The organism is Legionella cincinnatiensis, from assembly GCF_900452415.1.
Taxonomy (GTDB): domain Bacteria; phylum Pseudomonadota; class Gammaproteobacteria; order Legionellales; family Legionellaceae; genus Legionella; species Legionella cincinnatiensis.
In genome coordinates this window covers 1,499,381-1,512,819 of record NZ_UGNX01000001.1, presented here as the reverse complement: position 1 = coordinate 1,512,819, position 13,439 = coordinate 1,499,381, and the positions used below count along the sequence as shown (strand labels likewise).

Sequence of the window (13,439 nt, the reverse complement as noted above, 5' to 3'; positions counted from 1 at the left end):
GCATACAGTATTGTCTGCTTATCCCGTTTGGGCTGCATTGATTGAGATGGCGACACATTTGCCATAAGCAGCACAATGCACACAAGTATTGAACGCCAACATAGCAGGCTATTGAAAATTGATTTCATTAAACTTCCCTATTCAGAACTGCTTACTCAGAACACTCCCTCGAATGACTAAAAATCGCAATTACTATTACTTTTGAGCATATTAAATTTCTTATATTTTTAGTGCAAGCGACTCTCTTTTACATTCTACGTAACCCACTACTGACTGTTTATGGAGTATTAAGAAAAGTCGCAGTTTTCAAAGAAAATCATTGAAGTCTAATAAGCACAAACGGTATGTTGATTTTGGTGTCTTACCAATTCCTTATTGATTATGAAGCGTATATAAACTATAGTTCTTTCCCATTTAAAGACGTAAAATAATGAAAAAAGGTGCAGCTATTTATTCATGAGTAATGAAAAATTAGAAATTTCCTATCAATTTCCTACGCTAGAAAAACAGAACTCAACTTTTATAAATTTAGGGGTTACTTATTCGCCCCATAGCCGTCCGCCCTCTGGATATTCAGCAGATAGTCGATTTTTCGCCAAAAATGGAACCGATGATCCTCTATACATCGTCAAGCGAATACCGGAAAAAAAAATAGCATTTTATGGGGACACGCCCAAAAAACGCTCCGAATTGTTTGCTTTTGAGGCAAAAGAGTTTGAACGTGAGCTAAAAAAATGGAACATTGTTTATCCGAATAAAAAAGGAACGATAGTATTCAATCAAGAGAATGGTCCGCGATTAATATTACCCTGTTTGCCTGGCCAAGAGTTAGGGTGGTGGCTAAATAACATAGAATGTGACGACAAATTGAATCAAGCTAAAATATGGTTAGCTGTCGCGCATGCGTTACACGATTTGGCTGCTAAAAATTTGTACCAAAACGATACTTTGGAGCCTAACATTTTGATTCACAACGAAGGAAAGTCGTTTAAAGCATACGTGATTGATTTCGGAGGAGTGTCTAACTATGACTGTAATATTGGTCGTTCCAGGGTATGCCAAAACACTCAGTCTATCACCGGACATGATTGCAACAATTATGTCCAGGCTATTTCCAATTTAAATAGCTATATCGATTCTTTCGCTGCCAATAAAGAAAATGAGATTAATATTCATAAAGCAATCAATTGTAGGTAATTCTATATGATTTATTAATCACCTGATAGCAATAACTATTTGCGAGCATTTTATGCGTTAACAGCTTAACTAGGTGGAACTACACGTAGCATCTGGATCAATCGAGGATATCAATCCTAAAAATTAAATAACTTACTGAAAATAAAAGCATATTAAATTATTTAATATAACATACTAATAAATTTAATTGGACTTTATTTATGGCGACTTGGTTAGTATATCAGCAGATAGGCTTATGAAAACGTTACAAGGATTCATCGATGCACAGGGATATGTTTTGATACACTGTTAGAGAAAGAGGGGTTACAATTTGGGTTTTCCATTCCCAACATTCCCATAACAGTGGATTTTGAGTTATTTATTGAGATGATCTTTTCACATTTTATGCGCTATAGTATAAACAATATTACATAACAGAGTTACTATGATGAACGTGATTAATCTTAATAAAAAAAGAAAAACTAAAAATCGTTTAGAAAATGAAAAAAAAGCTTCTGAAAATCGCATTAAATTCGGAAGAACGAAACAAGAAAAGCAGATAGAAAAACAAAACAATGAACGTAGTGAACGATTTCTAGATGGTCACAAGTTAGACAAATAAAGTGGTAAACTGGGCTTACACCTTTCGCATAACAATAATCCCATGACAAGGATGAGGTTTCCGATAAACTTTCAGCCAAAAAGATCTCAAGATGAAACCTCATAGCTAAGAACAAATAATAAAATCCTTCGAGACGGGGCATTTTGCCCCTCCTCAGGCTGAACGGACTTAAATAGGGACTGGGAGATTTTTTTTAAATTGCGTGATCTAAAATAGATTCTTTATTCTAAACTCACGTTAAAAACAATACATAGTAAAACTTAAACAGAGCTTATTGTCTCCAATATCAACGACAATAAATCCCCCACTTTATCAAGACCATAAATATATTGGCATGAAGTCGGCAAAAATTAGGACTTTTCGAATAAATGCTAAGAAAACAAGCTATAGTGATATACATAAAATAAAAAATCTGTCCAAATAACTATCATCTAAGGAGTTAGTTATGAACAAGTTAATGATTAAAGTATTACCCGTTTTTTTGTTGGATTTTACTCTGGTTTTTATACCTACAAATGCTTCCGCTCAAAATACTCATGTTGCCACACAAAATGCACAGAAAAAAGAAATACAACAAGCCGAAAAATTTGCTGAACGACTATCATCTCAAACAACGGTTCCACTCAAATACAACATGGTTGGATATTTAGAATCTTGGGGAAAGATAAGTATAGAAGAGGCAATCGCTAATAACTATAATGTAATTGTCATTGCATTTGGTACTATTGATGGCGATAAAGTGGGCATGAATCTAAACTGTGGTCCAACTATGCCTGATGGCTGCTTTTTACCCTCTGTGCAATGGTGGCCTGAACCACCCGAGTGGATACCAAACTTTACCAATAGTGTTGCATTTGCTCACAGCAAAGGTGTAAAAGTCTTACTTTCTTTCGGTGGCGCTAATAACACCTTTAAACCTGGAACCACTAATAGTACGACACTCGCACAAAGCATAGTACACTATTTAGAAAATCTAAATTTAGATGGCATAGACTTTGATTTAGAACATATCTCAACAACTGATTTTCCTGGAAATTCAACAGAGCGACAACAATATTTATCTGCTTTAATAAAGCAAATAAAACTTCTTAATAATAAACTAATAATAACTAGTGCCCCTCAAATAAACCCAGTACAAGATTCCTCTGGAACAGCAATACAATTTGTTAACACCGGATCCGAAACAGTATATAACGATGCGATAAGTAACAATCTCTTTGATTATATATTTGCACAAGCATATAACACGCCTGGATTTACAGTTAACAACCAATGTGCTGTACAATGGCAAAATGTAGGAGATGAAACATACCCTACGTTTATTAGCAAAATTGCCCCATGTTTAGAAAAATTATTGCCTAAAGACTCAAAAACAAAAATCATGATAGGAGAGCCTGCGAATTCGAGCGAAAGCGCAGGGCATGGTGCCTTAGAGCATGGAACCTACAATGAAATAGCAAATGAATATCAAAATATTAAGGGATTGTCCTCATTTGGTGGGACGATGACTTGGAGCATCAATGAAGATAGCAAAGCCTCTGATGATAAAGGTCCTAGAATCCCCTATTCATTTTCTAGTGCTTTAGTGCCAATATTATCAAATTAAAAATTTTGGGTTATTTTGTATTATCTGCATGCAAGACACTTTCTAGAACTCACTAATACTATACATCATTGGGATGTTTTTTGCTGCGCTGAGCTAGATATGGGAAATGAATATAACCTTAACTGAAATTCAAGGAGAGTTTGATACGTATGGATATGATCCTAAGTTACAAGCAAAAGTGCTGGCCAGAGTTGAAAAATACGTTACAGATTTTGAAGCAGCCACCGTATGGAAACCCACTCAAGATGAAACTGAACGCTTATTGGAAGTGCACCATTATTTTCGAGACCATATCAAAAAAGCAACAATTGATTCAACTCATGAAGATTCGCGTTATACACCAAGGTGATTATAAACGCTTGAATCTATATTCGAAGGATGGGTTTCTCTATTGCGAAACCCAGTATATCCTTCAGCAAGAAGCGCTCCTACTGCAATCCATGCAAAGATTCATTTAGGGTATTGTAATCAAATTGGAATCCACTCTCGAGTAACCTTTTCGGTTGGACTCGCTCAGAATCTGTTAACACAACAGATGACTCGCCGATTAGTAATTTTAATACAGATTCAGGCAGAGGTACTCCGGGCGCCCATTTAATTAATCGCAATTCTCTCAACATTTCAGAATTACTACAGGATTGTGGGGCAGTTATGTTTATTGCGCCATCAATAAGTGTGTCATTATTAGCAATAAATTCAATAGCCTTCGCAACATCTTTGACATGCACAAAGGGCACAAATTGATTACCAGAACCAAATCGACCAGCAGAGAAAAAACCAGCGAATCGATAATAGGGTAAAAGACCGCCTTCATTAGATAGAACATGTCCAATTCTTAAATTAACCACGTTGCAATTCGCCTTATTTGCTCTTTCTTCAATTTCCTTACATACGTCTACTCGGAATTTTGTTCCTGGATCACTACCCACAACGGACTCACTGTCTTCAGTCAAAATTGTATCGCCAGCATCCCCGTAAAATCCCGCTGCGGAAGCTTGTAGGTATTTTAATGGTTTTTCGTGAGCTCTTTCTATGTTTTGAACAATGGTGTCAATTACCTGAAAGCGTGATTCGGCTATATCTGATTTTACGGAAGGGGTCCATCTGTTAGCGCCTGGATTTGATCCACTTAAATTCAATATAATGGTGTTTTTATCAATCAAATCGGACCAATCTTCATTAATAGGCCTGACTTTGACTCCTTCAATATTGAGTTGTGTTTGTGCAGAGCGACTTAAACAATATACGTCATATCCTTTTTTGATAAACTCCAAACAAACCTCTTTGCCAATCATTCCAGAGCCGCCCGCTATAATAATTCTTTTATTCGTTACAACATCTTTTTTGTCAATTTGGAATTGACCATAATAATGCAATAACGTACCAATCATAGGAAAAGAAATTTTACCATCAAATTTCCAACCATCTTCCGTTGGTTTTTCGATCCACTCTGATTTTGGTAATAAAAATGTGGGTAATGGTATTTGGAATGAATCAAAGAATGTTAGCCCCTGAGATTCATATTTTAATGACTTATCTGCTTGGAGTTTTATTTGGTAAATAAATCGAAACGCCTTGTCTAGAAAACCACCGATACCCTCACTTAAATACATTTGTTGATTAAACCCGCGATAGAGCGAGTGTGTGGTTGAATAGGTTTTCTGTTGAGGAGTGTTATAGCCAAATACCCTACTCCAACGTTGTACATCTTTAGATAAATTGGTTACTTGCGCATAAAATGGTTGCTGACTCATATCACGGGGAAAACCTGCAAAAGCACCCAGTATCTTTGCAAAAGATGAAGGCTTTTCTACGGTAACAACACCCGTACCACTACCGCCAATACTCGAAGTTTTAAACTCTTTTACATGATTATCCAGTTGATTGAATTTAGGAAAAATGCTGCCGAATACAGAAGATGACGCATCATCAGTTATTGATAATCGAGGAGCTTGCCAATATCTTGATTTCGTTGAACCACCTAAGCTGAACGACACAAAATATTCAAATATACTTCGCTGTAGCGAAGGAAAAAGACTACTCGCAGTGCGCATTACCCCGTTTCTTATCATTTTGATTATCGGGTTTTGAACTTGTCCTACCGATGCAATCAAATCTGCAATATTTTGCACCGTTTTAGCACGGGGTTTTCGTTCTTGCTCATACTCAGATATGCCTTCTAAATAATCCACTCGGTTGAGCTTAGAAGCCAAACACGCTGCATCTTCGATACATAAACCAGCTCCCTGAGCAATATTCGGTGCAGTAGCATGAGCAGCATCCCCCATTAACACCACTCGATGATCTTTTGATGTCCAAGGAAATTGTTCAACTCCTTGAATTTTAGCAATATCCGTTCTTAGTATTTTGTGCGTCGAATTAATTAATTCTTCGTAATCAACTACAATCTCACCAGAATCTGTTCGAATAGGTTTCCATTCTTTAATCAATTCTTTCAGAAATTCCTTGGTGTCTTCATTAACTACCTGCACACCATTAATTGGCGATAAATATTGGTGATCTTTTTGTGTTTTAACCGCGATAAACCAGAAGGCATTTGGGGGTTTTAGTGGCACATAACCGAAGCGAATTTCATGATTTCCATACTTTTTAGAGGTGCCATTTCCCCATGTTTCAAATGCTTGAGACCACCATTTATGCTGGGTATCTGCAGGAAGTTGAGTATTTGCCCGAAAATATGTGTAACCAAGGTCGGTCTCGAGGACTGGGGGCAGTTCTAATTCAGACATCAGGCAATTTCTAATTTTTGAGTGAATCCCATCACAAGCGACAAGTAAATCACCTTTATATTTATTACCATCAATATTAACCACGATTTGATCATTATCTCTTTCATATCCGCGAATTTTTTGTGACGTAATAATTTCAACATCATCTCTATTTTTTAATCCTGCTGAGAGCATATTGATTAAATCATCGCGGTTTAAACACTGAACAGGAAATCGATCACCAAAGTCTTCATTTGCTCGTGCTAATATTTTTCCCTCTGCATCTCGGTAACTCGGCGATGGCATAATATAACCAAATTGTTCTATAAGGTTTTGATAGTTTGGTATATTTCTTAATACAGCCTGACTTGGTGGCCAAATCCCTATCCCTCCGCCGATACTTTGCTCATTACTATCGCAAAATGGCCGAGATTCGAATAGGGTTATATGAAACTTAACTTTTTTATTACCATGAATTAATAAATTAGCCAAAGTCAATCCCGCGATACCACCACCAACTATTAGAACATGAACTGGTTTAACCATGTCTTTATCCTTCACTATGAAACCCATTATTGCCTATAAAATATACATAAATTAGCACAATTTGCTCATGCTTTAAATGATTTGAGTTGAATTTTTGCGAATATAGACAAAAATTTATTAATTTTGCTAATGAATAGTCTAAGTGATAATACCATTTACCTAGTAAAAAATATTACTTTTATTACCATACCAATACTGGAGTTTATGGATAACTCACACTGATTCAAAGTTCATTTAAAGAAAGATTAAAATCAGACTCAATTAACAAACTGTGATTTCGAGGAATAATTTTCCATTCAAACCCTTTTGTAGAGAGTTTTTCAGATGCGATTATGACATATTCTGAAATAGAATTTTTATCCCTGCCAAAATACATGGTTTCCGGTTTAGCTTGAGAAGAGGTACAATAACGAAATGCTACTACCTGTTTTCCATTAGTAATACAAATATTAAAATAGCATACGGCTCTTTGATAATTTTTTTTTACTAAATCATTAATAAGAGTTAAGGTTTCTAGTAATACTGTATGGATATCCTGGGAACTTTTAATTTTTATTTGTTTTGATAATTGCAAAAACAAAGCAAATATCAACTCTGAATCAGTTGTTCCTTTTATCCAATTATAAATATCATCCTCCAACAAATGATGAATTTGACGTCTTATTTTTTCAAAATAGGGAATCCAACCATTATGCATGAATAGCCAATTTTTATAGATAAAGGGATGGCAATTAAATTGGGAAATACCTCCTGTACTTGCGGCTCGTACATGAGCAAAAAAAAGTGATGATTTTGTTTTTTTTGCCAAATAAGATAGGTTTTGATCATTCCATGCAGGAAATAACGAAGTAAATAATGCTGGATTTTTATCAAATGGAGTATACCATCCAACACCAAAACCATCCCCATTTGTCACTGTGTGTGATTCTTGAGAAATAAGGCTTTGTTTTACCAGTGAATTTTTTGGTTTAATTAAAAGTTCAGATAGTAAAATATTTTCTTTTCCAATATAGGCAACAAATCTGCACATTTTTTTACTCAAAATAGGTATATAAATTATTTTAGGAAATAATAATTAGAATAGCTAAAATATTTGGTAAATTAGTGAGCATATTTTTTAAAAATATTTTGTTCTTTTAATTTATTTATTATTTGCAAAATTGCGCCGCCATTTTAGCCCCCTAATGAAATGCTTTCTTTTGCTATCAAATTAGATGATGCAAATGCTTTTTCAGCAAACCAATGAGCATATGCTTCGATATCAGGAGTTAAAAAGGCTTTAAAGTCCCATCCTAATTCGTTATGAGTAAAAAATCCTAATTCAATATTTTTTGCTCTTGCTAAACCTCTTATCATCCATTCTACAATTGCAGAATTGCCTCGACCAACAGGTTGTAATCGCGCAAGCCCATGAGCAATTTTTCCCGCATTCATTAAGAACTCGTGGATGCTTTCAGTAGAGTTCCAATTACAACATAATTCAAAATAAGGTTGAATTAATGCAAATTGAACTTGAAAATAACTGGATTTGCTCGCATAGTTTTCTGCAAAAGGCGTCATGCAATGATCAATAACAAGAGTTGTTCGATTGTCTTGTTTGCCATAATCATGCAACGTAATCGTAAGTGCCACTTCATCTTCAATAAATGGGAAAAGAGAATTCTTGTTTTTTTCATGTAATTTGGCGCGCTCATCCTCAGTTAATTTAATGCGAATAATATATTGAGTTTTCTCTTCATGCTCATTTTTTTGTTCTGTTACTTCAATGTTCTCTGTAGGTTTATTAATTAACTCATGAACATGCTCGTAGATCTCATTTTTTTGTGAAGATAAATCTCTGTTTAAATTAAATTCATCGGTAGATGCAAATCCTGGCTTATTAAATAACCCAAATTGATGTCTTAAAGGGCCATGTTTTAAAATTTTAGCTACTTCTCGCCTTTTATTTGCTAACCAAGCATAGGTACATCCTACTTGGATGGATAATAAGTCCTCTGGGCAACGCAGATCTTTATGGATTAGTGGAGGTTTCTCCGGAAAGAAAGGAAATAGATCACCTAATTCATTAATTACTGCCGCAGTATATTCTAACCATGCATTTTGTTTGCTTGCATCAAAATCCTTTAAACGATCCTTAGAAGAAGCCGTTGAAAACACACTGTTCGGATTACTGCTTATTTGCAATTCTTTACTTTTATCTTTCATAATGAATCTTTTTCTATTGAACCTTATACAAGTGTAGCGTATCAAAAAAGACACTATGGAAAATGATACATCACCTCTTAATCGCTAATTATCACAAGGAGTTTGACACTCTATAAACAGACTTATCCACAGAAAATGTGCATAACTTAGAAGAGTAGATTTCATTTAAAACTAACTAAACCCTAGATAAAACAAGGAAAGATTAAGAAGTACGGGAAAAGGCTCAGCCCTTTATTTGAAGAAATATCCACAGGATGGGACATTTGAAAAGAATTAAGACATAGCTATTTTAAACAAACAAAAATTAAAAAAACAGTCTTGACTTGAACTATTTTTCTTCTTGTACTCCTCCGTCAGGAAATATACACGTTAGGATAACAGAGTTGTGATCTTAGGGCTTACTAAGATTGCCCCCAATAAGATCTTTTGGGGGCAGCATAATAAGATTTTCTTCTGTTTCCTGATAATGACTCCTCTACTGAAAAACAGGTTGAGCTGTTGGAATAACTGATGCTTTAGTGGCTTTATTTTGTTCGTATGACTCAAGCTTCGTCGTAATGTAATTTTTGTAGCTTGGGGCTGAAAGAATTGTGTGGAGCGCCGCTAATTTCGTTTTGCATATTTTTTCTGCATTTGGATATATTTCCATTGTTTTAATGAGGTAGTCAACAATTCTTCTTGAAAACAATGAATCATTTTCCATTGGATTTCGGTGGTTTTTCGCAAATAGCGATTGTCGAAAACCAAACATACCTTGATCCGCATAAGCAAAACGATGAATATTTTGATGTAAATCTATGTATAGTTGAACCATGCGTAGGCGAGATTCGACACCACTGGATTCAAGCTGTCCATTTAATTGGTGAATATAGCTATTATCAAAATGATTATCACGGGCTTGCAAACGCTCAGTCGTATAAGAATATTTCATCTTTTCAAATACTTGTTGCTTGAATTGATGAATAGTATGCTCATCCGCATAAGCGGGATCTAAAAACAAGTACGCCACTTTATAATAAGAAAAACTATCCCTAAAGTTTTGTCGCGTAAATTCACGGTCTCCACTTTGAACTAACTTATCAATTAAATCATGAATACGTTGAGGATCGTTCTGAGGTTCCTTATTGAGTAAATCAATGAGATAGTCCAAATTTTTCTTATCTTTTAATGCTTGAGGTACAGTTAGATCCTGGATATCTTTTAAAGCTTGAAGCCATATAGGATGTTTATTACTATTTTTTGATATCAAATTTGCATTTTGAACAATACTCTTACACTTAATATTAAAACTTCCTTCTTGCGGGTAATTATTAGGACTAACAAGCGATTGGCATACTTCATAGGCATTTTCACATTCTTTCTGCATAGCTGAGGAATGAGCGCAAAGCGCATTTAAAATCTCTGCTTCAGTATATAGATAGGGACGTGTAAGGAGTGAATGTGTCTTAGGATCATTAATGGTACACTCTTTTCCTTTACGATCTTCGCGCATCGTAATAAGTGCAGTGGTTAAATCACCATTTATTAAAGAACGATCAGCAGCTTCCATGCAGGCTAAATTTTCCAGTGAATCATCAAACATCTGATTTTCTAAATAGGGATTTTCAAGCTGAATTTGTTTATACCCCAATGCTTTTTTCGTAATTTCGTATACTGTTGGCGCTAAGTCTTCTTCATAGGAGCCTTGATACCTTCCTATTCGTGTTATATTCACAGTACCATTACTGCTATCAGTGATTGATTTTAAATAAGCCGCTGCATTTTCTTTTGAGTGGCGTGGATCCATGGTGGAAAGTAAATCAATCATCTGTTCTTTAAGCAAGGCGTTTTCTTCTTTTTGCTCAAAAACTTGTTGATTATACTGCTCCGCAAGTTTTTTAAGGGGTTCTTGATTCACCCCACTATTGATAAAAAATTCTTTAAAATCTTCTAATGCCTTTTGCAATCCAGGAACAGTGTCGTATAAATCCTGATTACCGCGCGTATTCTTTGTATTATACAAAAATGCAACGCCATTTCTTTCAAATTGAGACATTTCTTCCATACGAGGTTTCAACTCAGCATAACGCGCATTGGCTTGCTCTTGTGTAATACTACCTCTATCGAGATTTTCTTTGATCTCAATCAACGCACGTTCAACTGGAGCAATCATGTCTTCATAATATTGGCCTGGGCCTTGCCCCCAAGCAATATCATAAGTTGTATATACCTTAGAGATCTTTCCTGCCTCTCTCCATTCGTTTATTGCCCCCGTATATACAAATTTTTTAAATTGCGCTAAAGAAATCTGATTAGCCATAAGAAGATCGTAGGTCGGCCCTTTTGCCCCACCATGGGTAAAAATTGATACTTCTTTATAGCAAGGGAGAGCAGCCAAGGCAAAGACGGCTGAATTACGAACTACATGAGGTGGTTCTCCTGACCCAATCGTTCCATCATTGTCAATTAATAATCTTATCATCACTACTCCTTTGAGGACTTTAAAGTATAGGAACACTCTAGTTATGAGTATTTATTTTATAGCAACAGTCTTATCTAAATCTGAGCAAGAGATTACATTTGGTGATTGACCATTCCTTATAAGAATGAGCATCGATTCTTGAGCTTTCCCAATGAAATACTAGAAACTATATTTGAAGATAAAAAATCAGATTAAAAACAAGCAAGAAACATTCTTTAGTAATATGCAGGCTTCAATAAACACATCATCATACAGATGAAGTTGACTGTAAGTGCCTTAAGTCAATGACAGTGAGACTGATGAGGGGCAAAAGCGCTGACTGATTTTCAAAAGAACTCATCTAGTTGGATAAACATCTCCAAACATAAAAAATAAGAAAATTAAATTTGTTTAGACCACTTTTAATTCGTGAAGAAATATGGCATCTATCATGACGCATATTCAAATAAGTTTATGCAGGTTGGAAAATGAGTAAATTGCTCTTGATCTTAAATATATTATACAACTTATTATTAATAACGAATATAAAAAGGAGAATGATAAAAATATGAACCTTAAAAAATATAGTATTCAAGAAATACTAGAAAAAGATGTAAATCTCAAAATAAATCAACAAGAATTTGAAGTAAAAGGAGTCTGCAAAAGCTCTTTATTTACAAGTTCAAGTCTTCACAAACATAAAAGGAAACAACCCTCATGAATGAGAACAATGCTCAAAAACAACTACGCTCAAACGAAGAGCTTATTCATTTTAGAAAAAATCACTTTTTACCTACTGCTGGATTTTATCATAAAGAACCAATTCAGCTTGTCAAAGCACAAGGTACTTATGTATGGGACTCCGAAGGGAAACGTTACTTTGATGCCATAGGTGGAATTGTTTGTATCTCAGCCGGCCATAATCATCCTAAGATCAAAAAAGCACTGATTGAAGCAATAGAAGATGATGTAATTCAGCACACAAGTCTTCTTTATTTAAATCAAGCACCTGTCGAAACTGCAGAGCGTTTGCTTGAAGAAGCACCTAATGGTATGGACAGGGTATCCTTTACTAATTCTGGTTCAGAAGCTAATGAACTTGCCATAATGGCAGCACGTCACGCAACTGGCGAAACGATGGTCGTGAATGTACGCCACTCTTATCATGGGGGTACTTCTGCTGCACTGGCCTCATGTGGCCATTCAATCTGGCGATTCAAGGGACAGCCAGTTACCGGTGTAACATCGGCTCTTGAACCCTATTGCTATCGCTGTCCCTTTAAACAAAAACCTGAAAGCTGCAATCTGGAATGTGCAAAAAATGTTGAAACAACCATTCAAAATTCGACACATGGAAAAATAGCTGCTTTTATACTGGAACCCGTAATGGGCGTAGGTGGTTTTATTACTCCTCCTGATGACTATTTTGCCGAGGTCGCCCGGATTGTTCATAACTACGGTGGTAAGTACATCAGTGACGAAGTACAAACTGGAGCAGGCCGTGGCGGCGGCGATCTTTTACTTACCAAAACTTTGGCTATCGATGCAGATATGGTAACTATGGCAAAAGGATTCGGTAACGGTGCTGCAGTAGGAGCAGTACTTATGAAAACTGAAGTTGCTGAAACAATGACTGGCAAAACGTATTTTAATACGTTTGCAGGTGACCCATTGCAAATGATCCAATCTAAGCTCACATTGGAAATCATTAAAGAAGAACAACTTGTTGAAAATGCACGTATTATGGGTAATCTATTAAAAGATGGATTCCATCAATTACAAAAGAAGCACCCCCTCATTGGAGATGTTCGTGGTCGTGGTTTGCTTTTAGGGATTGAACTCGTCAAAGATCCCATAACAAAAACACCAGCATCTGATGAAGCATTTCAGTTAATGGATCTGTGTAAGGATAAAGGATTATTAGTTGGAAAAGGAGGACAATTTGGTAATGTTTTCCGAATAGCACCGCCTTTGACAATTAATGAGGATGAAGTGAATTTCATACTCACAACAATTGATCAATCCTTATCAGAATTAGCGCGATTATATACTCTCTAAAAAAACGTATTTTGGGTCAACATGGCCTAAGATCGGTAGACCGGCTGGCTTACAGCC

9 protein-coding genes are annotated in these 13,439 nt (G+C 35.6%); 5 read left to right on the top strand and 4 right to left on the bottom strand.

Going from position 1 to position 13,439, the window contains the following annotated elements:
• Window positions 1–456 precede the first annotated feature (456 nt).
• The 4 genes from DYH34_RS06640 (at window position 457) to DYH34_RS06625 (ending at window position 3,753) form a co-directional block, all read left to right on the top strand.
• Window positions 457–1,197, top strand: a complete 741-nt coding sequence (locus tag DYH34_RS06640) for a serine/threonine protein kinase (RefSeq protein WP_058466111.1) — start codon at window positions 457–459, stop codon at window positions 1,195–1,197.
• 424 nt (window positions 1,198–1,621) lie between these two features.
• On the top strand, window positions 1,622–1,798 hold the full coding sequence (locus DYH34_RS06635; RefSeq protein ID WP_065240119.1) for a DUF4169 family protein: 177 nt from the start codon (window positions 1,622–1,624) through the stop codon (window positions 1,796–1,798).
• 445 nt (window positions 1,799–2,243) lie between these two features.
• A complete protein-coding gene (locus DYH34_RS06630) occupies window positions 2,244–3,404 on the top strand; it encodes a glycosyl hydrolase family 18 protein (RefSeq protein ID WP_058466110.1) in 1,161 nt (386 codons plus the stop codon).
• Window positions 3,405–3,510: 106 nt separating this feature from the next.
• Window positions 3,511–3,753 carry a hypothetical protein gene (locus DYH34_RS06625; RefSeq protein ID WP_058466109.1) on the top strand — a complete coding sequence of 81 codons (243 nt, stop codon included), beginning with the start codon at window positions 3,511–3,513 and terminating at the stop codon, window positions 3,751–3,753.
• 79 nt (window positions 3,754–3,832) lie between these two features.
• On the opposite strand, the gene DYH34_RS06620 is transcribed toward DYH34_RS06625, so the two are convergent.
• From DYH34_RS06620 to DYH34_RS06605, 4 genes are all read right to left on the bottom strand, one after another.
• Window positions 3,833–6,679 carry a TIGR01777 family oxidoreductase gene (locus DYH34_RS06620; protein ID WP_058466108.1) on the bottom strand — a complete coding sequence of 949 codons (2,847 nt, stop codon included), beginning with the start codon at window positions 6,677–6,679 and terminating at the stop codon, window positions 3,833–3,835.
• A 223-nt stretch (window positions 6,680–6,902) separates the two neighbouring features.
• Complete coding sequence (locus DYH34_RS06615) at window positions 6,903–7,709, bottom strand: class II glutamine amidotransferase (protein WP_058466107.1); 807 nt, start codon at window positions 7,707–7,709, stop codon at window positions 6,903–6,905.
• A gap of 143 nt (window positions 7,710–7,852) precedes the next feature.
• Complete coding sequence (locus DYH34_RS06610; protein WP_058466106.1) at window positions 7,853–8,884, bottom strand: hypothetical protein; 1,032 nt, start codon at window positions 8,882–8,884, stop codon at window positions 7,853–7,855.
• A 475-nt stretch (window positions 8,885–9,359) separates the two neighbouring features.
• Window positions 9,360–11,345, bottom strand: coding sequence for a hypothetical protein (locus DYH34_RS06605; RefSeq protein WP_058466105.1), 1,986 nt, complete (start codon window positions 11,343–11,345; stop codon window positions 9,360–9,362).
• Window positions 11,346–12,041: 696 nt separating this feature from the next.
• On the opposite strand from DYH34_RS06605, the gene DYH34_RS06600 reads away from it, so the two are divergent.
• On the top strand, window positions 12,042–13,382 hold the full coding sequence (locus tag DYH34_RS06600; RefSeq protein ID WP_058466104.1) for an aspartate aminotransferase family protein: 1,341 nt from the start codon (window positions 12,042–12,044) through the stop codon (window positions 13,380–13,382).
• The last annotated feature ends 57 nt before the right edge of the window (window positions 13,383–13,439 follow it).